Source organism: Burkholderia mayonis (genome assembly GCF_001523745.2).
Taxonomy (GTDB): Bacteria; Pseudomonadota; Gammaproteobacteria; order Burkholderiales; family Burkholderiaceae; genus Burkholderia; species Burkholderia mayonis.
On record NZ_CP013386.1, the window covers coordinates 2,584,009 to 2,606,864 of the forward strand.

Genomic DNA, 22,856 nt, shown 5'->3' on the forward strand with positions numbered 1-22,856 from the left:
CATTCGTCTTACAATTTATAAAAATCTGAAATCAAGTTTCGAAAAAGAGAGATATCCGTGACGACACGCTCCAACGCCCAACCCGTTTCCCGAGAACGGGAAGCCACCTCCGACGAAATCACGGCCCTCGCGCGCGGCTTGGCCGTCTTGCGTCGCATCGCGACCTCCGATGCCCCGGTCAGCAACCGGGAGCTGGCAGAATTGACAGGCATCCCGAAGCCGACCGTGTCGCGGATCACGGCGACGCTCGTCAGCGCCGGCTTCCTGTTCCAGTTGCCCGACAGCGAGCGCTTCGTGCTGACGGCGTCGGTGCTCGAGCTCAGCAACGGCTTCCTGCGCAACTTCGACATCCGCGCGCGCTCGCGACCGTTCCTCGTCGAGCTCGCCGAAAAGACTTCGCTGTCCGTCCACCTCGCGGTGCGCGACCGCCTCGACATGGTCGCGATCGACGTGATCCGCCCGCGCTCCGCCGTGCTCGTCACACGGCTCGAAACGGGCTCGCGGATGGACATCGCACGCACGGCAGTCGGCCGCGCGTACCTCGCGGCGCTCGAGGACGACGCGCGGCGCGAGCTGATCGGCGCGCTGCAGGCCGCGGCGGGCGACGACTGGCCGTTCGTCGTCGCACGGCTGAATGCCGCGCTCTCCGACATCGCGCAGAACGGCTATGCGATTGCGATCGGCGAATGGCGCGAGGAATTGAATGCAATCGCGGCGGGCTTCGTCGCGCCGACGGGCCAGCGCTACACGGTCAACTGCGGCGGTTCCGCGCACCAGTGCACGCCCGATTTCCTGCGCTCGGTCGCGGTGCCGGCGCTGCGCGAGTGCATCGCGAAGATCACGCGCGAGATCGGCGGCTCCGCCTGGCCGGACCGCGCGCGCTGACGCGCAGTCTTTCGCCGTGCTTTCTGTCGCGCGCGGCGCGCGGGCCGCGATGCCCGCGCGCGACGCGCAACTGACGCCGCGCCCTTCGTCCTTCGTCCTTCGTCCTTCGTCCTTCGTCCTTCGTCCTTCGTCCTTCGTCCTTCGCCCGCAGCCCGCAGCCCGCAGCCCGCAGCTCCCCAACAGTATCCGAAAACGGCACGATCCCCCCGCAAGCCGCCGCCCCGGCCGCGCGATCGCGCACCGTCATCATCCGTTCATCTGTAACGACCGTAATTCGTTGAAAAATAGGATGCTGGACTGTAACCGCCATGGGGACGTAGCATCATGCAACCTCGCGCCGCAAACGGCGCATCCCGCTCTTTTGCGACGCGACCGGGCCGCAGCCGGCCGCGCCGACCGCGAACGCGGCTCGTCCGCGCCTGTCGTACGCGCTGCACGCCGACCTCCAGATCAAACCGATGGACAACCAAGAAAAGCCTACTCCCCGCTCTCCCGCCCACCCGCCGTCGAGCCCCGACGCGCCCCGCTCGCGCCGCAAGCTGATGACGTTCTGCGCGCTCGCGGCCGTCACGATCGGCGGCCTCCTGTGGTGGCATCCGTGGAAGAGCGGCGCAAGCAGCGCGACCGCCGCGAGCCAGCCAGGCGGCGCAAGCCAGCCGGGCAGAGCACGCAAGCGAGGCGGGCCGGCCGCGCTCGCGAACCTGCCGCAACCCGTCCAGGTCGCGGCCGCGACGCGCGGCGAGATGCCCATCGTCCTCAACGCGCTCGGCACCGTCACGCCGCTCGCGAACGTGACGGTCAGGACCCAGTTGTCCGGATACCTGCAGTCCGTATCGTTCCTGGAAGGCCAGATCGTCAGGAAAGGCGACGTGCTCGCGCAGATCGATCCGCGCCCCTACCAGATCACGCTCGCGAACGCGCAAGGCGCGCTTGCGCGCGACGAGGCGCTCCTCGCGACCGCGCGCCTCGACCTCAAGCGCTACCAGACGCTCGTCGCGCAGGACTCGATCGCGAAGCAGACGGCCGACACGCAGGCGTCGCTCGTCAAGCAGTACGAAGGCACAGTGCAGATCGACCGCGCGGCGATCGACTCCGCGAAGCTCAACCTGACGTACGCGCGAATCACGGCGCCCGTGTCGGGCCGCGTCGGCCTGCGACAGGTCGATCCGGGCAACTACGTGACGCCGTCGGATACGAACGGCATCGTCGTCATCACGCAATTGCAGCCGATGAGCGTGATCTTCACGACGTCGGAAGACAACCTGCCGTCGATCCTCAAGCAGGTGAACGCCGGCAGCAAGCTGTCGATCACCGCGTACAACCGCAACAACACGACGCCGCTCGAAACCGGCGTGCTCGACACGCTCGACAACCAGATCGACACGTCGACGGGCACCGTGAAGCTGCGCGCGAAGTTCGAGAACAAGAGCAACCTGCTGTTCCCGAATCAGTTCGTCAACACGCGCCTTCTTGTCGACACGATGCGCGACGCGACGATCGTGCCGACCTCGGCTGTGCTGACGGGCTCGATCGGCCAGTTCGTCTACGTCGTGAAGCCGGACAACACCGTGACCGTGCGCAAGGTGAAGCCCGGCCCCATCGACGGCGAGCGCACGAGCATCGTCGACGGGCTCGCGGTCGGCGAGCGCGTCGTGACGGACGGCTCCGACCAGCTGCGCGAAGGCTCGGTGATCACGATCCCGGCCGAGCAGCCGAAGCATGCGTCGGGCGCGAAAGGCGCGTCGGCCGCGTCCGGCGCGCACGGCGGGCACAAGCGCCGCGGCGCGTCGCAGGCTCAATCGCAATGACGCCGGCTGACCGATGAATCCGTCCCGCGTCTTCATTCTTCGCCCGGTCGGCACCGCGCTGCTGATGGCGGCGATCCTGCTCGCCGGCCTCGTTGCGCTGCGCTTTCTGCCGCTCGCCGCACTGCCCGAGGTCGACTATCCGACGATCCAGGTCCAGACCTTCTATCCGGGCGCGAGCCCCGAGGTGATGACGTCGTCCGTCACCGCGCCGCTCGAGCGGCAGTTCGGGCAGATGCCGTCGCTCAATCAGATGTCGTCGCAGAGCTCGGCGGGCGCGTCCGTCATCACGCTGCAGTTCAGCCTCGACCTGCCGCTCGACGTCGCCGAGCAGGAAGTGCAGGCGGCGATCAACGCGGCCGGCAACCTGCTGCCGTCGGACCTCCCCGCGCCGCCGATCTACGCGAAGGTCAATCCGGCCGACGCGCCCGTCATCACGCTCGCCGTCACGTCGAAGACGCTGCCCCTCACGCAGGTGCAGGATCTAGCCGACACGCGGCTCGCGATGAAGATCTCGCAGGTGGCGGGCGTCGGCCTCGTCAGCCTGTCGGGCGGCAATCGGCCGGCCGTGCGGATCCAGGCGAACCCGCTCGCGCTCGCATCGTACGGCCTCAATCTCGACGACCTGCGCACGACGATCTCGAACCTGAACGTCAACACGCCGAAGGGCAACTTCGACGGCCCGACGCGCGCGTACACGATCAACGCGAACGACCAGCTGACGAGCGCCGATCAATACCAGGACGCCGTTGTCGCGTACAAGAACGGCCGGCCCGTGATGCTGACCGACGTCGCGAAGATCGTCGCCGGCTCGGAGAACACGAAGCTCGGCGCGTGGGTCGATTCCGAGCCCGCGATCATCCTGAACGTGCAGCGGCAGCCGGGCGCGAACGTGATCCAGACGGTCGACAACATCAAGGCGATCCTGCCGAAGCTGCAGGAATCGCTGCCCGCCGCGCTCGACGTGCAGATCGTCACCGACCGCACGACGATGATCCGCGCCGCCGTGCGCGACGTTCAGTTCGAGCTCGGGCTCGCGGTCGCGCTCGTCGTGCTCGTGATGTACCTGTTCCTCGCGAACGTCTACGCGACGATCATCCCGAGCCTGTCGGTGCCCTTGTCGCTGATCGGCACGCTCGCGGTGATGTACCTGTCGGGCTTCTCGCTGAACAACCTGTCGCTGATGGCGCTCACGATCGCGACGGGCTTCGTCGTCGACGACGCGATCGTGATGATCGAGAACATCGCGCGCTACGTCGAGGAGGGCGATTCCGCGCTCGAAGCGGCGCTGAAGGGCTCGAAGCAGATCGGCTTCACGATCATCTCGCTGACGGTGTCCCTCATTGCCGTGCTGATTCCGCTCCTCTTCATGGGCGACGTCGTCGGGCGGCTGTTCCACGAGTTCGCGATCACGCTCGCGGTGACGATCGTGATCTCGGCCGTCGTGTCGCTCACGCTCGTGCCGATGATGTGCGCGAAGCTTCTGCGCCACACGCCGCCGCCCGAGAGCCACCGCTTCGAGGCGAAGGTGCACGTGCTGATCGATCGCGTGATCGCGCGCTACGGCATCGCGCTGCAGTGGGTGCTGAACCGGCGGCGCTCGACGCTCGTCGTCGCGATGCTGACGCTCGCGCTCACCGCCCTCCTCTACGTCGAGATTCCGAAGGGCTTCTTCCCGACCCAGGACACGGGCGTGATCCAGGCGATCACGCAGGCGCCGCAGGCGGTGTCGTACGGCGCGATGGCCGAGCGGCAGCAGGCGCTCGCCGCCGAGATCCTGAAGAATCCGGACGTCGAGAGCCTCACGTCGTTCATCGGCATCGACGGTTCGAACATCACGCTGAACAGCGGCCGGATGCTGATCAACCTGAAGCCGCGCGACGACCGCAGCGAGTCGGCGAGCGACGTGATCCGCTCGCTGCAGCAGCAGGTATCGAACATCCCCGGCATTTCGCTCTACATGCAGCCGGTGCAGGATCTGACGATCGACTCGACGGTGAGCCCGACGCAGTATCAGTTCATGCTGACGAGCCCGAACCCGGACGAGTTCACGACCTGGGTGCCGAAACTCGTCGAGCGGCTGAAGAAGGAGCCGTCGCTCGCCGACGTCGCGACCGACCTGCAGAACAACGGCAAGTCGGTCTACATCGAGATCGACCGGGCGACCGCCGCGCGCTTCGGGATCACGCCCGCGACCGTCGACAACGCGCTCTACGACGCGTACGGCCAGCGGATCGTGTCGACGATCTTCACGCAGTCGAACCAGTACCGCGTGATCCTCGAATCCGAGCCGCAGATGCAGCACTACACCGAATCGCTGAACGGCATCTATCTGCCGTCGGCGGGCAGCGGCCAGGTACCGCTGTCGACGATCGCGACGTTCCACGAGCGGCCCGCGCCGCTCCTCGTGTCGCACCTGTCGCAGTTCCCGGCGACGACGATCTCGTTCAACCTCGCGCCGGGCGCGTCGCTCGGCGAGGCGGTCAAGGCAATCGACGCGGCGGAGCACGACATCGGGTTGCCCGCGTCGTTCCAGACACGCTTCCAGGGCGCGGCGCTCGCGTTCCAGGCGTCGCTGTCGAATCAGCTGTTCCTGATCCTCGCCGCGATCATCACGATGTACATCGTGCTCGGCGTGCTGTACGAGAGCTACATCCACCCGATCACGATCCTGTCGACGCTGCCGTCGGCGGGCGTCGGCGCCCTGCTCGCGCTGATGATTACCGGGCACGACCTCGACATCATCGGGATCATCGGCATCGTGCTGCTCATCGGCATCGTGAAGAAGAACGCGATCATGATGATCGACTTCGCGCTCGAAGCCGAGCGCGTCGAGGGCAAGCCGCCGCGCGAGGCGATCTATCAGGCGTGCCTGTTGCGCTTCCGGCCGATCCTGATGACGACGCTGGCCGCGCTGCTCGGCGCCGTGCCGCTCATCGTCGGCTCCGGCGCGGGCTCCGAGCTGCGCCAGCCGCTCGGGATCGCGATCGCGGGCGGGCTCATCGTGTCGCAGGTGCTGACGCTCTTCACGACGCCCGTGATCTACCTCGGCTTCGACGCGCTCGCGCGCCGCATCCGCGGCTTCTTCGATCGCTCCGGCCCGGCGGCCGCGCATCCGGACGCGTAAATGAACCTGTCGCGCCCGTTCATCACCCGCCCCGTCGCGACGACGCTGCTCGCGCTCGGGATCGCGCTCGCCGGCCTGTTCGCGTTCGTCAAGCTGCCCGTCTCGCCGCTGCCGCAGGTCGATTTCCCGACGATCATGGTGCAGGCGTCGCTTCCCGGCGCGAGCCCCGAGACCGTCGCGACGAGCGTGACGAGCCCGCTCGAGCGGCACTTGGGCTCGATCGCGGACGTCTCCGAGATGACGTCGATGAGCTCCGTCGGCAACGCGCGGATCGTGCTGCAGTTCAACCTGAACCGCGATATCGACGGCGCCGCGCGCGACGTGCAGGCGGCCATCAACGCCGCGCGCGCCGACCTGCCCGCGAGCCTGAAGAGCAACCCGACATACCGCAAGGTCAATCCGGCCGACTCGCCGATCATGGTCGTGTCGCTGACGTCGAAGACGGCGTCGCCCGCGAAGCTGTACGACGCAGCGTCGACGGTGCTCCAGCAGTCGCTGTCGCAGATCGACGGAATCGGCCAGGTCAGCTTGAGCGGCTCGGCGAACCCGGCCGTGCGCGTCGAGCTCGAGCCGCAGGCGCTCTTTCACTACGGGATCGGCCTCGAAGACGTGCGCGCGGCGCTGTCGTCGGCGAACGCGAACAGCCCGAAGGGCGCAATCGAATTCGATCCGAACCACTATCAGCTATACACGAACGACCAGGCATCGCAGGCGTCGCAGTACAAGGATCTCGTGATCGCGTACCGCAACAACGCGGCCGTGAGCCTCGCAGACGTGTCGACCGTCGTCGATTCGGTCGAAGACCTGCGCAACCTCGGTCTCGCGAACGGCGACCGCGCGGTGCTCGTGATCCTGTACCGGTCGCCGGGCGCGAACATCATCGAGACGATCGACCGCGTGAAGACGGCGCTGCCGCGGCTGACGGCCGCGCTGCCCGCCGACATCGAGGTCTCGCCGGTGCTCGACCGATCGAGAACCATCCGCGCGTCGCTCGCCGACACCGAGCACACCCTCCTCATCGCGGTGAGCCTCGTCGTGATGGTCGTGTTCCTGTTCCTGCGCAACTGGCGCGCGACGTTGATTCCGAGCGTCGCGGTGCCGATCTCGATCGTCGGCACGTTCGGCGCGATGTACCTGCTCGGCTTTTCGCTGAACAACCTGTCGCTGATGGCGCTCATCGTCGCGACGGGCTTCGTCGTCGACGACGCGATCGTCGTGCTCGAGAACATCTCGCGCCACATCGAGAACGGCACGCCGCGGATGCAGGCCGCGTTCGACGGCGCGCGCGAAGTCGGCTTCACGGTGCTGTCGATCAGCCTGTCGCTCGTTGCGGTGTTCCTGCCGATCCTGCTGATGGGCGGCATCGTCGGGCGCCTGTTCCGCGAGTTCGCGCTCACGCTGTCGCTCGCGATCGGCGTGTCGCTCATCGTATCGCTGACGCTGACGCCGATGATGTGCGCGCGCCTCCTGCCCGAAGCGCACGATCCGCGCGACGAAGGCCGCTTCGCGCGCTGGCTCGAGCGCGGCTTCGCGCGGATGCAGCGCGGCTACGAGCGCACGCTGTCGTGGGCGCTGCGCCATCCGCGCACGATCCTCATGACGCTCGTCGCGACGATCGCGCTCAACGTGTTCCTGTACGTCGTCGTGCCGAAGGGCTTCTTCCCGCAGCAGGACACGGGCCTCATGGTGGGCGGCATCCAGGCCGATCAGACGACGTCGTTTCAGGCAATGAAGCTCAAGTTCGCCGAGATGATGCGCATCGTCAGCGCAAATCCGAACGTCGCGAACGTCGCGGGCTTCACGGGCGGCGCGCAGACCAACTCGGGCTTCATGTTCGTTGCGCTGAAGGACAAGCCGGGGCGCAAGCTGTCGGCCGACCAGGTGATCCAGCAACTGCGGCCGCAGCTCGCCGACGTCGCGGGCGCGCGCACGTTCCTGCAGGCCGCGCAAGACATCCGGATAGGTGGCCGGCAGAGCAACGCGCAGTATCAGTTCACGCTGCTCGGCGATTCGACCACCGAGCTGTACAAGTGGGGGCCGATCCTCACGGAAGCGCTGCAGAAGCGCCCCGAGCTCGCCGACGTGAACTCCGACCAGCAGCAAGGCGGCCTCGAGGCGATGGTGACGATCGATCGCGCGACGGCCGCGCGCCTCGGCATCAAGCCCGCGCAGATCGACAACACGCTGTACGACGCGTTCGGCCAGCGCCAGGTGTCGACGATCTACAACCCGCTCAATCAGTACCACGTCGTGATGGAAGTCGCGCCGCAGTACTGGCAAAGCCCGGAGATGCTGAAGCAGGTGTACATCAGCACGTCGGGCGGCAGCGCGAGCGGCGCGCAGACGACGAACGCCGCGGCGGGCACCTACGTCGCGACGTCGGCGGGCACGTCGGCGGCCGGCACGTCGGCGCAGAGCGCCGCCGCGATCGCCGCCGATTCGGCGCGCAACCAGGCGCTCAACTCGATCGCGTCGAGCGGCAAGTCGAGCGCGTCGTCGGGCGCGGCGGTGTCGACGTCGAAGTCGACGATGGTGCCCCTGTCCGCGATCGCGAGCTTCGGGCCGAGCACGACGCCCCTCTCGGTCAACCACCAGGGCCTCTTCGTCGCGACGACGATCTCGTTCAACCTGCCGCCCGGCGTGTCGCTGTCGAAGGCGACGCAGGCGATCTACCAGACGATGGCCGAGATCGGCGTGCCGCCGACGATCCAGGGCAGCTTCCAGGGCACGGCGCAGGCGTTCCAGCAATCGCTGAAGGATCAGCCGATCCTGATCCTCGCGGCGCTCGCGGCCGTCTACATCGTGCTCGGGATCCTGTACGAGAGCTACATCCATCCGATCACGATCCTGTCGACGCTGCCGTCGGCGGGCGTCGGCGCTCTGCTCGGCCTGCTGCTCTTCAAGACCGAGTTCAGCATCATCGCGCTGATCGGCGTGATTCTCCTCATCGGCATCGTGAAGAAAAACGCGATCATGATGGTCGACTTCGCGATCGACGCGTCGCGGCAGGGCAAGTCGTCGTTCGATGCGATCCACGAAGCGTGCCTGCTGCGGTTCCGGCCGATCATGATGACGACGATGGCGGCGCTCCTCGGCGCGCTGCCGCTCGCGTTCGGCCGCGGCGACGGCGCCGAGCTGCGCGCGCCGCTCGGGATCGCGATCGTGGGCGGGCTCATCGTGTCGCAAATGCTCACGCTCTATACGACGCCCGTCGTCTATCTGTACATGGACCGGCTGCGCGTGTGGGCCGAGAAGCGGAAGCATCGCGGCGCGACGGGCGGCGCGGCGGGCGGCCCGGCGGGCGCTGGCGAGTGACGCTCGGGCGGGCGCGACGCGGACCGGGCGGGCCGATCCGCGCGGCGCGCGCCGGCCTCGCGGATCGTCGGCCGTGCGTTGGCATGCCGCCTCTCGCGCCCCGCGCGGGCGACGGCGCGGCGCTGCCCGCGCCGCCTGGAAGCGCGTCGCCCGGCATCCCCATCGCGTGCGAAGCCGCCGTGTCACAAATGCTTACGCCTGATACGAAGCCCGTCGTCTATTCATGAATGAGCGGGCCGCGCGGCCGGCGGGAAAACCGCCGTCGCGCAGCACCGCCCGCGAACGCCCCCGGCACCGGCGATCGGCACGAATCCGCGCACTTGTGCTGTCATGTGCGCCAGCCCACCGCCGCGCCGGACCTTGATCCGAATCTCGTTTCGGCGTCAACGATCGGACGTGAATTCGGCATACACTTGAGCGTTCGTCGTCAGTCCCTCGTGGAGGGCGCCATTGGCGCAGCGCAATGCAAGGAGCGGTTTCATGTCGATGAAGGTACTGCTGATTGGCGCGTCCGGCCGCACGGGCCGCGCGCTCGCGGACCTGCTGCTCAAGCAGCAGGATTTCGAGGTCACGGCGCTCGTGCGCCGGCCGGATTACGCGCTGCCGGGCGCGAAAGTCGTCGTCGCCGATCTGGCGGACGACTTCTCGTCCGCGTTCAGCGGCATCACGCACGCGATCTACGCGGCGGGCTCCGCCGAATCCGAAGGCGCGGCCGAAGAGGAGCAGATCGACCGCGACGCCGTCGCGCGCGCAGCCGAGTATGCGAAGGCGCACAACGTGCAGAAGCTCGTCGTGATCAGCTCGCTCTCCGCGTACTGGCCTGAGCGCAGCCCCGAGTTCCTGCGCCACTACTCGCAGATGAAGCGCGAAGGCGACGACCGCGTGATCGCGTCGGACATCGATTACGTGATCCTGCGGCCGGGCCCGCTGTCCGACGATCCGGGCATCGGCAAGATCGCGCTCACCGAGGAGCGGCTCGACAACGCGCCGCCCGTCGCGCGTCAGGACGTCGCATGGGCGGCGATCGAGGCGATCAAGCTCGGCATCTCGAAGAAGATGATCGGCTTCGTCGGCGGCGGCGTGCCGATCGAGCAGGCGCTGCGCGCCTGAACGAACGGGCCGGGCGCGGCCTCCCGCTGCCGGCATCGCGCCCGGCACGCCCCGCCCGCCGGCGCCCGCTCCAGGCGCGTCTACCGAATCCCGCCGCCGCGCCCGAGACGCGCCGCGGCCGTCACGGCTGCTTGTGCGACGCCGCCCACGCCTTCACCGTGTTCAGCGTGTTCTCGACATGCTTGTCGGGTGACAGGCTCGTGTACTCATAGAGAATCTTCCCCTCCGGCGAAATCACGTACGACACGCGGTTCGCCTTCGAAATCGCCGGCAGCTTCGCATCGTACTCGCGGATGATCTTCGCATCCGGGTCCGCGGCGACCGGGAACTTGCTGCGGCACTCGCTGACCGAAAACTTCGTCAGCGTGCCAATGTCGTCCGCCGACACGCCGATCACCGTCGCACCATACTGTTTGTAAGCATCGACCGCGTCGGCGAACGCGTGCGCCTCGATCGTGCAGCCGGTCGTGAACGCGGCCGGATAGAAGTACAGCACGACGGGCCCCTTCTTCAGCGCTTCGGCGAGCGAGTACGTGTAAGTCTTGCCGCCGAGCGACGCCTGCGCGCTGAAGTCGGGCGCCGCGTCGCCGACCTTCAGCACGGCATGGGCCGCGACCGTATACAGCGCGAAGAGCGCGGCCGCCGCGCCCGTTGCCAGTTTTCGATTCATCTGAGTCCTCGTCTTCGAATGTCCATACGTTCAACAGGATCTGGCGCCCGGCAAGCCGGCCGCACGTGTTCGCATCCCGAACTGCCGCACATGACGAAACGCTCTATGTCGTTTCTTCCCTGACGCTAAAGAATCGGCACAATGCGCCGTTATTGCGTCCGGACACCGGTTCCAGCCCCTTCACGCCAGCGAGAAACATGGAAGCCATCAGGAACAAAACGCCCCGCAAGGGCTCCTGGCGCGCCGCACTTCACAAGCTCCGCCGCTTCGCGTGGTCGGGCGGCGCGCTGATGCCCGCGCGCGCCGGCACGCCGCGCGCCGACGATACGGTCCGAAGCTGGTTGGAGCAAACCGTCGGTACGGTCGATTTCCTCGCTCACGTGGATCGCGATCTGCGCTTCCTGTACGTGTCGGACGCGAGCCTGCGCTTCATCGGCTATCACCGCGGCTATCTGCACACGCTGACGCTGCGCGACCTGATCCCGGAGCAGGATACCGCGACGCTCGACGGCCTGCTCGCACGCGCGTCGGAGACGGGCGACATCGAGAAGGCGACGCTGTGCCTCGTCAAATCGCTGACCTACCCGCTCGACGTCGAGGTGCGCGCGGTGCGCAGCCGCCACCACGGCGTCGACGGTTTCGCGATCGCGGCGTTCGACGTGTCATCGTGGCGCGCGATCGAGGCGCGGCTCACGTACGAGCTGCACCACGATCCGATGACGGGGCTCGACAACCTGTCCGCGCTGCTTCCCGCGCTGATGCGCGCGCAGCAGACGGCCGACGAAGGCGGCGGCTGCACCGCGCTCATCCTCCTCGATCTCGACGACTATCAGCGGATCAACCGCGCGCTCGGCTACGACGCGGGCGATGCGCTGCTGCGCGACACCGCGCAACGGCTGCAGCGGCTCGCGACCCGCGGCGAGCGGCTCGCGCGCGTCGCGAGCGACAAATTCGCGGTGGTGCTGAGCGCGCCGACGCGCGTGGCTGCGATCGACGCGGCGGAGGCGCTCGCGCGGCAGCTTCAGACGGCGGTCCAGCAGCCGTACGCGTACGGCGGACAGGCGGTGCACCTGTCGGCGAGCGCCGGCATCGCGATCTACCCGGATGCGCGCGCCGCATCGAAGCACGCGCAGCACCACAGCCCGCTCTTGCGGCGCGCGGACCGCGCGCTCGCGCAGGCGAAATCGGCGGGCGGCAACGCGCTCGCCTTCCATCAGCCGACCGACGATCCGGCCGACGCCGAGCGCCTGAAGCTCGAAGCCGATCTCTACAACGGCGTGCGCAACGGCGAGTTCTCGCTGCATTTCCAGCCGATCACGAAGAGCCACACGGGCGCCGTCGTCGGCGTCGAGGCGCTGATCCGCTGGCACCATCCGGTGCTCGGACTCGTCGCGCCGGCGACGTTCATCCCGCTCGCCGAATCGATCGGCCTCATCAACTATCTCGGCAACTGGGTGCTGAAGGCCGCGTGCATGCAGCTCGTGTCGTGGGACCGGCAAGGGATCGCGCTGCAATACGTAGCCGTCAACGTGTCGCCGCAGCAGTTTCGCGATCCGCGCTTCACGCAGAGCGTGCGCGACGCGATCAAGCTGACGGGCATCGACCCGTGCCGGATCGTCCTGGAGATCACCGAAAGCCTGCTGATGCACGATCCGAATCACGCGAAGACGCTGCTCGAGGAAGTGACCGAGCTCGGCATCCGCTTCGCGGTCGACGACTTTGGCACCGGCTATTCGAGCCTCGCGTACCTGCAGAGCTTCCCGCTCGCGAAGCTGAAGATCGACCGCAGTTTCGTCGAAAATCTGTTGACGTCGAGAAACGACCGCGCGATCGTGTCGGCGGTCGTCGGCCTCGCGCAGACGCTCAAGCTCGAGCTCGTCGCCGAGGGCGTCGAGACCGAGGCGCAGCGCACGCTGCTGACCGAGATGGGCTGCAACCACATTCAAGGCTGGCTCGTCTGCCAGGCGCTGCCGTCGGAGGAACTCGCGCAGCGCTTCGAAGCGCAGGAGCTGTATCTGCACGAAATCGCATGACGCACGCCGCCGGCTTTCTCAATCACTGATTCGTATGCCAATCACCGCACAACTGCCGCGAACGGCGCTGCTCGACAAGCTCTGGGCCCGGATGAACGAGCGCGGCGATTTTCCGCTGCTGTCGGACGCGCTGCGCGCGACGATGGCCGCGATGAAGAACGACGACCTCGACTTCACGGCGCTCGTGCGCGTCGTGCTGTCGGACTTCGCGCTGACGCAGAAGGTGCTGCGGCTCGCGAATTCGGCGATGTATATGGCGTTCGGCGGCAACATCACGACCGTCACGCGCGCGCTGATGGTGCTCGGGATGGACGCCGTCGGCCATCTCGTCGTCGGGCTCAAGCTCGTCGACCACTTTCATCAAAGCGCGCCGCGCCGCATCGACGCGAAGCTCGAGTTAAACCGCGCGCTGCTGTCCGGCTGCGTCGCGCGCAAGCTGACCGAGCACGTCGACCTGCGCGCGGGCGAAGAAGCGGTCGTCTGCACGCTGATGCGGCAGGTCGGCAAGCTGCTCGTCGTCTGCTATCTCGACGCCGAGTGGGAAGAGATCCGCCAGCGCGCGGCCGAGCATGACGACGACGACGAAGCCGCGTGCCGTGCGGTGCTCGGCGTCGGCTTCGACGAGATCGGCCTCGAGGCGGCGTCCCGCTGGCGGCTGCCGGAACTGATCCGCGCCGGCATGACGCGCTTCGACGCGAACGACGGCGCGCCGCACGACGTCCAATGGCTGCGTGCGGTGAGCCACTGCTCGGCCGACGTCGCGGCCGCGCTCACGTCGATGCACGCGCAGCAGCGCGATGCGCGGATCGCGGCGCTCGCGCATCGCTTTCACGGCGTCCTCGGCGCCGATGCCGACGAGCTCGCCGAGATCGCCGCGTCGCTGTCGCGCGAGGAGACGAGCGACACGGTGATGCGCGAGATCGTCGAGCTGCGCGCGAACGCGGACAAGATCGCGCGCGGCGCGTCGAACCCGCAGGCGTGCCTCGAAGCGGGCCTCGCGGATCTGCGCGCGCTGCCGTCCGAGCACGTGCTCGGCCCGGTGCTCGCGCTCGCGTCCGAAAGCGTGCTCGCGGGCCTCGCATTCACGCGCACCGTGATGTTCGTGCGGCGCGACGACGGCATGTTCGCCGCTCGGCTCGGCTTCGGTCCGGACGTCGACGCACAGCTCGAGCGGTTGCGCTTTCACGAGACGTTCGAGCCCGACGTGTTTCACCTCGCGATCACGAGCTCGGTCGGCATCTTCATCGAGAACGCGCGCGACCCGAAGATGGTCAAGCGTCTGCCCGCGTGGTATCTGGACGCGTTCGACGACTCGAGCGCATTCGTGCTGCTGCCCGTGATCGCGGAGCAGAACGCTGTCGCGCTGCTGTACGGCGACTGGGCGGCCAGCCAGCCGGCGCGCAAGATCGCCCAGCAGGAAATGGGCGTGCTCAACGAGCTCGCGGCCGAGCTCGGGCGCTTCTTTCGCGGTGCGCAGGGCGAAGACAAGTAACGCGCGCGGTCACGCACGACGCAGGACCGCGCATGCGGCGAGCGCCGGCGGGCAAGTCGGTGCGCAGACGCCGCGCACATCGCCGCCGGCGACACGAAACGACGCAGCCACAATCATCTGAATTCAGCGAGACAGCCGGACCATGCGCCGGTTCGCGCGACGTCGCCGCGCCATGCTCGTGAGCGTGCCCGCCGCGAATCCCCCGCGCACCGCACGACGCCCATCGCCCCCATCGATCAAAAGCAGCAAACGGGCTCGCCCCGTTTACCGCTTCTTCCTTTCGCGATTCGATCGTGCGCGATCGCACACGAGACGCGCGCCGCCCTGCCCCGCCCGCATGCCACAAACGCGGTAACGCGCAGCCGCCGCGCGCCCCCGCGTTACGGCCGGCCCGCGTAGTACCGCGCGGCGACCGCGATCTCGTCGAGCGTCATCTGCCGCGCGACGTTGCGCATCTGCTCGCTGATGTCGTTATGCCGCGCGCCCGACGCGAACGCCTGCAACTGCGCGTTGATGTAGACCTCGGGCTCGCCTTCGAGCCACGGCCCGCCGACCTTGTTGTCCATCCCGCCGTGGCACGACGCGCACGGTGCGATGTTGCGCATCGGCGCGCCGCTCGCGACGATCTTCGGCCGATTCGCGGCGGGCTTCGCCGCGGCGCGCGGCAGATACGAATAGAACGCCGCGAGATCGCGCATGTCCTGGTCGGACAGATTCACGACCATCGGCGCCATCACCGCGTTCGTGCGCGCGCCCGCCTGGAAGTCCTTCAACTGCTTGTAGATGACGGCCGCGTACTGGCCCGCGAGGTTCGGCGAATTCGCGTCGCTCATGCCGCGCGCGCCGTGACACATCGTGCAACGCATCGCGAGCGTCGCGCCGCGGCCGATCGATAGGCTGTCCGTCTGCGTCATCATCTGCGGCGTGACGACGACGGCGCTCGTCTTGACCGTCGCGGGCTCCGGCTGCGACGGCAGCCACGCGCGCGGCACGCCGGCCGCGCTGCAGATCGCGTTCCAGATGCCCTGGAACTGCGCATCCTTCTGCACCGACGGCAGCCAGACGAAGCCGATCAGCACCGACGCGACGACTGCGAACAGCGTGAGCCCGACGCTGAGCGTCAACCAGCGGTTGCGAATCGAAAACAGACGTTCCGTGCTCATCGTTGCGTCCCCATGTAGATCGCCGGCACCGACGCTTGCTTGAGCGCCATCAACTGCGCGATCGGATAGCCGTAGTTGACGACCGTGAGGCCGATCATCAGCGCGATCCACAGCCCGAAGCTGTTGAGCGCGACGGGCAGCGTCTTCGGCTCGTGAACGGCCGAGCTGAACGTGAACTCGGCGGGCTCGACCTTCGCGCTGCAATGGCTGCGTATCAGCACGACGAAGAACAGCACGGCCGACGCGACGAGGATCAGCGCGCCGACGACCGACATGATCACCCAGATCGCCTGCGGCGCGAGCGCGGGATCGCTGTAGTCGTAATAGGCCATCCGGCGCGGCATGCCGAGGATGCCGACGTAGTGCCACGGGAACGTCGTGACGATCATCCCGACGAACCACAGCCACAGCTGCGTCTTGACGAGGCGCAGGCTGCCGAGCGCGCGGCCTGTCAGATGCGGCCACAGCTCGTATGCGATCGCGAAGTACATGATGACGACAGCGCCGCCGAAGATCAGGTGGAAGTGGCCCGTGATCCACTGCGTGTTGTGGATCGTCGAATCGAGCTGATAGCTCATGTTGATGATCCCGCCCGCGCCGCCGAAGCCGAGCATCACGAACGAGAACGCGACGGCGAGCATCATCGGCTCATGCCATGGCAGCGCGCGCAGCCAGCCGAACGCGCCCTTGCCGCCGCGCAGGCGCGCCGCGATCTCGACCGATGCGCACACCGTGAACACCGTGAGGAGCGTCGGCACCGCGACGAGCGCCGTGAACACCGACTGCAGGAACTTGAAGCCCGAGCCGACCTGCGGATCGGCGAACAGATGGTGAATGCCGATCGGCATCGCGCCGACGAGGAACAGGATGAACGAGATGCGCGCCATCCCGTCGCTGTACAGCTTGCCGCCGATCGCGCGCGGCACGAGCGTGTAGTACGCGATGTACGCGGGAATCAGCCAGAAGTAGACGATCGCATGCAGCGTCCACGAGAAGAACACGCGCGCGAGGCCCGCGTCGATCGTCGACTTGAGTCCGACCGCGACGGGCAGGATCTGGAACAGGATCTCGATCGCCGCGCCGACCGCGGTCCAGCCCCACAGATAGGCGCCTGCGACGTTCGCGAACATCGCGAGCGGAATCGGCTTGCCGGGGTTCTCCTTCTTCCACGCATACAGGTTCACCGACATCAGCGCGACCCAGATCCACGAACCGACGACGACGAGCACGACGCCGAGGTAATAGAACGGACTGCCGATCATCGGCGGATAGAACGTGTACAGCACCGACGACAGGCCGAGCGACACGGGCGTCATCGCGACGACCGAGCCGACCGCGATCAGCCAGAAGCCCGTCCATGCCCAGCGGCGGCCGACGAGCGGCATCTTGAGCGCGAGTTCGCTGATCGCATAGCCGAAGCCCATTGCGATCAGCGTCGGGAACACGTAGCCCATCACCGAGCCGTGCGCCGTCACCGAACGGTAGTAGAGCTCGGGATTGCCGAGCCACGGATGCAGCGGACTGCGCGCGAGCATCTGCCACGCGCCGAGCAGCAGCGCGACGCCGAAGACCGCGAACGCGAGCCAGAAATGGGCGAGCACCAGTCGATTATTCTTTAACACAGCTCAATCTCCGCGCGCTGGACGCCAGTTTGTCGAATTCCGCACGGTCAATGACCTTGACGTGCGCCCACATCCCCTCGTGACCCGTGCCGCAATACTCATGGCACGGCATCAGGTGGTCCTTCGGCTTGTCGAAGGTCGTCCTGAACGTCGCGACGTAGCCCGGCTCGAGCATCGAGTTGATGTTGGTGTCGGTGATGAGGAAGCCGTGCACGACGTCCGCGCTCGTCGCGCGGAACGTGACGGGCGTGTTCGCCGGCACGAGGATGCACTGCGGTGTGAACGAGTACTGCTGGCCGATCACGCGCACCGTGACCGAGCCGTCCGGCTCGCGCGCGGCGCCGAGGTTGCTCTCGATGAATTCGCCCGAGACATGCAGCGTCGTCGGGTCGATCGTCTCGACGCGCGACGGCGGCATCATCGCCCAGTGAAGGCCGGTGTACACCATCATGGCGACGAGGACGACCATCAGGCCGACGGCCAGGATCGCCCACCTGCGCTCGATCCGGGCCGCGAGCTGCGCGCCGTCGAGACGGTCTGGCATAGGTTGTTTGGACATGGCAGCCGGATTATTGGATCACGCCGCGAGGCAGGAAGACGAGAAAGTAGAAGGCGAACCACAGCGCGATCACGATCGCGGTCGCAGTGCCCGCGAGCGCGAGCGCGCCGCGCGGCCCCGCGCGGACGATCTCGTCGACCGCGTCGTCGTGCGGTTCGGGGTCGCCCCCGTGTCGTTGGGAAGTGTCGCTCATGATGTCCTCAATAGAGCGGAGCGGAACGCAGCGCGTTGGCTTCCTTCGCGGAAACCGGCGTGCCGCGATTGCCCCAGGCGGTGCGGATGAACGTCGTCACGGCGGCCACCTCGTCGTCCGACAGCGACTGGGCGAAAGGCGGCATGCCGTAGGGCTCGGGATTCTTCGCGGTGCCGGGCGCGTAGCCGCCGTTCAGCACCATGCGGATCGGATTCACCGCGGACGTCATCTGGATCGACTGGTTGCCCGCGAGCGGCGGGAACGCCGGCGTCTTGCCACGGCCCGTCTTGCCGTGACAAGACGCGCACTGCGCGTCGTAGATCTTCGCACCGAGCTTGTAGAGGCGCGTCTCTTCCGGCGCGGGCATCTTCGTCGGCGGCGCGGACGCGGATTCGCTGCCGCGCTGCGGCAGCGCCTTCAGATAGACGGCCATCGCGCGCACGTCGTCGTCGGACAGGTGCTGCAGGCTGTCGTAGACGACCTCCGCCATCGGCCCGTACACCGCGCCGCGATGCGACGCGCCCGCCTGCAGGAGGCCCGTGATGTCGGCGATGCTCCAGTCGCCGAGCCCCGCTTCCTTGTTCGACGTGAGCGACGGCGCGTACCACGCCTGCATCGGGATCAGCCCGCCTTCGAACGCGTTCGACTCCGAGCTGCCGCCGAGCGCATTGATCGCGGTGTGGCACATCGAGCAGTGGCCGAGCCCCTGCACGAGATACGCGCCGCGGTTCCATTCGGCCGGCTTCGTGTTGTCCGGCTGATACTCGCCTTCCTTGAAGTACAGCGTGCGCCAGCCGATCAGCAGTTGCCGGTTGTTGTACGGAAAGCGCATGTCGTGCGGCCGGTTCGCGAGCTTCACGGGCGGTACCGAGCGCAGGTACGCGAAGATCGCGTCCGAATCCGCGCGCGTCACTTTCGTGTACGCGGCGAACGGCATCGCCGGATACAGCAGCGAGCCGTCGCTCGAGCGGCCAGTGTGCATCATCGAGTAGAACTCGTCGGCGGTCCATTTGCCGATGCCCGCCTCGTCGTCGGGCGTGATGTTCGGCGAATACAGCGTGCCGAACGGCGTCGGCATCGCGCGGCCACCCGCGAAGAGCTTCTCGTCCGGCACCGTATGGCACGCGATGCAGTCGCCCGCGCGCGCCAGATATTCGCCGCGCCGGATGGTCGCCGCGTCGTTCGACGGCTGCGCGGATGCGACGGACGCCGTGAACGCCGTGCCCGCGGCTGCGAACAGCACGCCGGCGAATGCAAGCGCGCTGCGGAATTTGACGGTCAGTTGCTTGTGCACCGAGGCCTCCATTAGCGCGGTTCGCCACCGCATGCGAGCGGCATGTCGAGCGAGTCCGCGGGGGCGGGCGACGGATTGGCGGGCGCCGGCCGCGACGCGAGCCACGCGGAGATCGCGGTCACGTCGATGTCGGTGAGCCGGGATGCGACCTGCTGCATGCAGTCGGGCCCGATCGACGTACGCGTGCCGTAGCGCCACGCGCCGAGCTGCGCGCTCAGGTATTCCGCGTGCAGGCCGAGGAGGCCCGGCACAGCGGGCTCCATGCCCGTCAGCGCCGCGCCGTGGCACGACGCGCACGCGGGAATCTTGCGCGACGGGTCACCCGACTTCACGAGCTGCTGTCCCCTCTCGAGCACCGCGGGCGCGGCGGCGGGCGCCGCGATCGCCGGGAACGGCGGACGCCGGCTCGCGAAGTGGTCGGCGATCCGATGCAGGTACGCGTCGGGCAGATACGCGAGCAGGTAGTTCATCGGCGGGTACTTGCGCCGGCCGTCGCGGAACGCGGCGAGCTGGTTGTACAGATAACCGGCGGGCTTGCCGGACAAGCGCGGGAAGTAGTCGTTCGACGTTCCCTCGCCCTGCCGGCCGTGGCACGCGGCGCATGCGAGCACGCGCGCCTCCATCGTATCGGGCGCGCGTTCCGTCTGCGATTCCTGGGATAGCGCCGTCTGGCTCAGCAACGTGCACAGCACGGCAAGTACAGCGGTGGGTCTCGAGGTCACTGTCATCCTCTCCGGCAAGGCCTCCCGTTCCCGCCATCGACGCGAACCGCCCCTGCGGATCGTGGGGGAAGCGGGTACGCCGCAGGCACCATCGCTTTCTTTGGTCTCATGGGAACTTGTTGTTCAAATTTTCGATGTCGCGAAAATCTCATGAGCACCGTTGCTTTGCGTTGATTCATGTCAATCAAATACCTCTTTAAATTGATAATCGATCGGATGCGCAATCGCAAATTTCATGTTTTTGAATTTGGCCGCCCATGCACAAAGCGCAACATTTCGCGACGCCTCACACGACGTCGCGATTTTTTTCTTATGCACCAATGCATTCCGCGCGGCGATCCCGCGCGAGTCGTCGTCGCAGCAGCGCGTGGAGCGCGCCGCCCGCGGCCGCGCGAGCGGCCAGATGAAGGCCGTGCGTCAAATCCGCACGGTGCGGCGCGCGCCGCCGCGCTCAATCGCAATCTCGAGCGAGCCTGCCGGCGCGGAGCTCAATCGATCGCGCACGTCGTCGATGGCCGACGGGTCGACATGCTTGCCGTCGATCTCGACGAGCACGTCGCCGTTTTCGAGACCGTAGCGGCCGAGGTCGTCCGACCGGTTGTGGAACAGCTGCACGCGGCCGTCGACATAGCGGATCGCGATCGTGCGCAGCGGCTGCGGATCGTCCTGCGTGAAGCGGCTCGCGTCGTAGCAGAACTCCATCGTGCTCGGCACGAACATGTAGCGATCGAGCCGCGCGAGGAAGTTCATCCCGAGCATGTCGCCGCCGCCTTCGGCGACGCGCAGGCCGCCGACCAGCTTGCCGTCGAACGACAGCCCCTTCGCGAAGTAATCGAGCGACTGCCCGACGCCGTTCGCCGACAGGCTCGGCACCGTGTCGCCGAGCGGCTTCGCGGCCTTGCGGCTCGCGAGGAACGCGAGCGTCGGCGCGGACACGATCGAATGGCGCGCGCCGGTATCGAAACGGAACATCGTCCATTGATCGCCGAAGTCGACGCTCACGGCGGGCGACTGGCCGAAGCTGTCCTGATGCGGGACGCAATGCTGGAAGCGCTGCCCGGCGGGCGGATGACGCCAGACCGTCAGTGTGCCGCTGCGATTGTCGGCGATCCGGCTCAACTGGCGAAAGATCTCGATGCCGACGACGCCGTCGATCTGCGCGCCGAACGCCTGCGACAGCAACGACAGATCGAGGCCGAGCCACGGATAGAAGCTCGGCACCTCGAAGCTGCCGAGCGCGAGCGGCAACGGCTGCCACAAGCGCACGCGCTCCTGCGGGAGCACGCCGTCTGTCGTCGTGGGGCCTTTCGCGAGCATCGCCCGATATGCAATCGGAATCTGCTCGTCGGTCGACGGCTGCGTGATCGACTGCGCGAGCTGGTTGTCGATCACTGTGTGACTCGCGCCCGTGTCGACGAGAGAGCGATAGGTCTTGCCCGCGATCGCAACGGGCACGACGAATCCGCTCTTCGGCCTGAACGATACGGTTCGCCGCAAACGCGCAAGCATCGGCACGCGCGCATCCATTGCAGTGCGCACACCCGAGCGGCGCACTGCGAGGCCAGCCACGCGCCTTCGCTCGAGCGCGCGCATCCGCAAATTCCCTTTCGCGAAATCGATAGCAGAACAAAGTCGAAGCTGGCCATTGACCCGTTTTACGCGCGCCGACGATGATGGCTGCGGATTCGCGGCACGGCCGCGCGGCCGTGCATCACGCCGCGGCACGCCGCACCGCGCGCAAACGCCGCATCGACACACGAGCCACATGACCTCTCACGACACGCCCCGCTCCACCTCTCCCCAATCCGTTCATGACGGCACGCGCCGCCTGCTGCTGAAGGCGGCGGGCGCGGCCGCGCTTGCCGCACCATTGTCGGGCGGCCTCGCCGCACTGTCGGCCAGCGGCGCCGCGCACGCACAACGCAGCGAGAAGACGCTGCGGATTGGCTATCAGAAATACGGCAACTTCGTCGTGCTGAAAGCGCGCGGCACGCTCGAGAAGCGGCTCGCCGATCAACATGTTGCAATCCAATGGATTGAGTTTCCCGGCGGCCCCCAACTGCTAGAAGGCCTCAACGCCGGCGCGATCGACGTCGGCACCGTCGGCGAGACGCCGCCTGTCTTCGCGCTCGCCGCCGGCGTCGACTTCGTCTATGTCGGCAGCGAGCCGCCCGCGCCGCAGGGCGAGGCGATCGTCGTGCCGCACGATTCGCCGGTTCGCGCCGTCGCGGATCTGCGCGGCAAGAAGATCGCGCTCAACAAGGGCTCGAACGTCCACTACCTGCTCGTCAAGGCGCTGCAGCGCGCGAAGATCGATTACCGCGACATCACGCCCGTGTATCTCGCGCCCGCCGATGCGCGCGCGGCGTTCGCGCAGCGCGGCGTCGACGCTTGGGTAATTTGGGATCCTTATCTCGCCGCAGTCGAGCGGCAAATGAACGCGCGCGCAATCGCGAACGGCGAAGGGCTCGTGAACAACACACAGTACTATCTCGCGAGCCGGCAGTTCGCCGAAGCCGAGCCGCAACGGATGCGCGTGCTCCTCGACGAGGTCGGCGCGGTCGACCACTGGGCGCGCGAAAACGCCGCCGCGGTTGCCGCGCAGCTATCGCCGCTCGTCGGTCTCGACACCGCGACGCTCGAACTCGCGTTGAAGCGGGCGAGCTACGGCGTGCAGCCAATCGACCATGCGACGCTCGCGTATCAACAGCAGATCGCCGATACGTTCGCAAGCCTCAAGCTGATTCCGCGCAAGATCGACGTCGCCGCCGCACGATGGCAAGCGGCGTAGGCGCTCGCGAATCTTCGCGAATCCTTACGAATCGCAACGCAATCACGTCGAGCGAAGCGCCGACGCGTTTTGCCA

Annotated in this window: 16 protein-coding genes; 8 read left to right on the plus strand and 8 right to left on the minus strand. The window is 67.4% G+C overall.

Translation table 11 applies throughout. The features are described from left to right. Positions 1-57: 57 nt before the first annotated feature. The 5 genes from WS70_RS12425 to WS70_RS12450 all read left to right on the plus strand — a co-directional run bounded on the left by WS70_RS12425 (position 58) and on the right by WS70_RS12450 (position 10,242). Positions 58-885, plus strand: a complete 828-nt coding sequence (locus WS70_RS12425) for an IclR family transcriptional regulator (protein WP_059597201.1) — start codon at positions 58-60, stop codon at positions 883-885. 458 nt (positions 886-1,343) lie between these two features. Continuing rightward, positions 1,344-2,693 (plus strand): MdtA/MuxA family multidrug efflux RND transporter periplasmic adaptor subunit, encoded by a 1,350-nt coding sequence (locus WS70_RS12435; protein WP_059473200.1) that lies wholly within the window; start codon positions 1,344-1,346, stop codon positions 2,691-2,693. Positions 2,694-2,706: 13 nt separating this feature from the next. Further along, positions 2,707-5,817, plus strand: coding sequence for an MdtB/MuxB family multidrug efflux RND transporter permease subunit (locus tag WS70_RS12440; RefSeq protein WP_059473199.1), 3,111 nt, complete (start codon positions 2,707-2,709; stop codon positions 5,815-5,817). Next, entirely contained in the window at positions 5,818-9,132 is a 3,315-nt protein-coding gene (locus WS70_RS12445) for an efflux RND transporter permease subunit (RefSeq protein WP_059597202.1), read from the plus strand. A gap of 480 nt (positions 9,133-9,612) precedes the next feature. Further along, entirely contained in the window at positions 9,613-10,242 is a 630-nt protein-coding gene (locus tag WS70_RS12450) for an SDR family oxidoreductase (protein WP_059473337.1), read from the plus strand. Between the two features lie 121 nt (positions 10,243-10,363). Here WS70_RS12450 and WS70_RS12455 read toward each other — a convergent pair whose 3' ends face one another. Further along, on the minus strand, positions 10,364-10,912 hold the full coding sequence (locus WS70_RS12455; protein ID WP_059473196.1) for a peroxiredoxin: 549 nt from the start codon (positions 10,910-10,912) through the stop codon (positions 10,364-10,366). Positions 10,913-11,202: 290 nt separating this feature from the next. On the opposite strand from WS70_RS12455, the gene cdpA reads away from it, so the two are divergent. Next, positions 11,203-12,945, plus strand: a complete 1,743-nt coding sequence (gene cdpA / locus WS70_RS12460) for a cyclic di-GMP phosphodiesterase CdpA (protein WP_082716462.1) — start codon at positions 11,203-11,205, stop codon at positions 12,943-12,945. A gap of 34 nt (positions 12,946-12,979) precedes the next feature. Beyond that, positions 12,980-14,437, plus strand: coding sequence for an HDOD domain-containing protein (locus WS70_RS12465; protein ID WP_059473194.1), 1,458 nt, complete (start codon positions 12,980-12,982; stop codon positions 14,435-14,437). 380 nt (positions 14,438-14,817) lie between these two features. Here the strand turns inward: WS70_RS12465 and WS70_RS12470 are convergent, their stop codons facing one another. From WS70_RS12470 to WS70_RS12505, 7 genes are all read right to left on the minus strand, one after another. Continuing rightward, positions 14,818-15,600, minus strand: a complete 783-nt coding sequence (locus WS70_RS12470; RefSeq protein ID WP_059473193.1) for a c-type cytochrome — start codon at positions 15,598-15,600, stop codon at positions 14,818-14,820. After that, a complete protein-coding gene (locus WS70_RS12475; protein WP_059473192.1) occupies positions 15,597-17,222 on the minus strand; it encodes a b(o/a)3-type cytochrome-c oxidase subunit 1 in 1,626 nt (541 codons plus the stop codon). The genes WS70_RS12470 and WS70_RS12475 overlap by 4 nt, the downstream gene beginning before the upstream one ends. Then, positions 17,209-17,766 (minus strand): cupredoxin domain-containing protein, encoded by a 558-nt coding sequence (locus tag WS70_RS12480; protein WP_059473191.1) that lies wholly within the window; start codon positions 17,764-17,766, stop codon positions 17,209-17,211. The genes WS70_RS12475 and WS70_RS12480 overlap by 14 nt, the downstream gene beginning before the upstream one ends. 25 nt (positions 17,767-17,791) lie before the next feature. Further along, entirely contained in the window at positions 17,792-17,974 is a 183-nt protein-coding gene (locus WS70_RS12485; RefSeq protein WP_004534842.1) for a hypothetical protein, read from the minus strand. 7 nt (positions 17,975-17,981) lie between these two features. After that, positions 17,982-19,280 (minus strand): c-type cytochrome, encoded by a 1,299-nt coding sequence (locus WS70_RS12490; RefSeq protein ID WP_059473190.1) that lies wholly within the window; start codon positions 19,278-19,280, stop codon positions 17,982-17,984. Then, positions 19,280-19,996 (minus strand): c-type cytochrome, encoded by a 717-nt coding sequence (locus WS70_RS12495; protein ID WP_059597203.1) that lies wholly within the window; start codon positions 19,994-19,996, stop codon positions 19,280-19,282. Before WS70_RS12495 ends, WS70_RS12490 begins: the two co-directional genes overlap by 1 nt. Positions 19,997-20,407: 411 nt before the next feature. Then, positions 20,408-21,517, minus strand: a complete 1,110-nt coding sequence (locus WS70_RS12505) for an aspartyl protease family protein (RefSeq protein WP_059597208.1) — start codon at positions 21,515-21,517, stop codon at positions 20,408-20,410. A gap of 238 nt (positions 21,518-21,755) precedes the next feature. On the opposite strand from WS70_RS12505, the gene WS70_RS12510 reads away from it, so the two are divergent. Then, positions 21,756-22,781: a sulfonate ABC transporter substrate-binding protein gene (locus WS70_RS12510; protein ID WP_059597209.1), complete on the plus strand. Its 1,026-nt coding sequence runs from the start codon at positions 21,756-21,758 to the stop codon at positions 22,779-22,781. The last annotated feature ends 75 nt before the right edge of the window (positions 22,782-22,856 follow it).

What these genes read in the sequence shown, in the direction of transcription:
- WS70_RS12435 (WP_059473200.1), top strand. Translation starts at nt 1,344, where the DNA reads ATGGACAACCAAGAAAAGCCTACTCCCCGCTCTCCCGCCCACCCGCCG.
- WS70_RS12440 (WP_059473199.1), top strand. Translation starts at nt 2,707, where the DNA reads ATGAATCCGTCCCGCGTCTTCATTCTTCGCCCGGTCGGCACCGCGCTG.
- WS70_RS12445 (WP_059597202.1), top strand. Translation starts at nt 5,818, where the DNA reads ATGAACCTGTCGCGCCCGTTCATCACCCGCCCCGTCGCGACGACGCTG.
- WS70_RS12450 (WP_059473337.1), top strand. Translation starts at nt 9,613, where the DNA reads ATGTCGATGAAGGTACTGCTGATTGGCGCGTCCGGCCGCACGGGCCGC.
- WS70_RS12455 (WP_059473196.1), bottom strand. Translation starts at nt 10,912, where the DNA reads ATGAATCGAAAACTGGCAACGGGCGCGGCGGCCGCGCTCTTCGCGCTG.
- cdpA (WP_082716462.1), top strand. Translation starts at nt 11,203, where the DNA reads ATGCCCGCGCGCGCCGGCACGCCGCGCGCCGACGATACGGTCCGAAGC.
- WS70_RS12465 (WP_059473194.1), top strand. Translation starts at nt 12,980, where the DNA reads ATGCCAATCACCGCACAACTGCCGCGAACGGCGCTGCTCGACAAGCTC.
- WS70_RS12470 (WP_059473193.1), bottom strand. Translation starts at nt 15,600, where the DNA reads ATGAGCACGGAACGTCTGTTTTCGATTCGCAACCGCTGGTTGACGCTC.
- WS70_RS12480 (WP_059473191.1), bottom strand. Translation starts at nt 17,766, where the DNA reads ATGCCAGACCGTCTCGACGGCGCGCAGCTCGCGGCCCGGATCGAGCGC.
- WS70_RS12485 (WP_004534842.1), bottom strand. Translation starts at nt 17,974, where the DNA reads ATGAGCGACACTTCCCAACGACACGGGGGCGACCCCGAACCGCACGAC.
- WS70_RS12490 (WP_059473190.1), bottom strand. Translation starts at nt 19,280, where the DNA reads ATGGAGGCCTCGGTGCACAAGCAACTGACCGTCAAATTCCGCAGCGCG.
- WS70_RS12495 (WP_059597203.1), bottom strand. Translation starts at nt 19,996, where the DNA reads ATGACAGTGACCTCGAGACCCACCGCTGTACTTGCCGTGCTGTGCACG.
- WS70_RS12505 (WP_059597208.1), bottom strand. Translation starts at nt 21,517, where the DNA reads ATGGATGCGCGCGTGCCGATGCTTGCGCGTTTGCGGCGAACCGTATCG.
- WS70_RS12510 (WP_059597209.1), top strand. Translation starts at nt 21,756, where the DNA reads ATGACCTCTCACGACACGCCCCGCTCCACCTCTCCCCAATCCGTTCAT.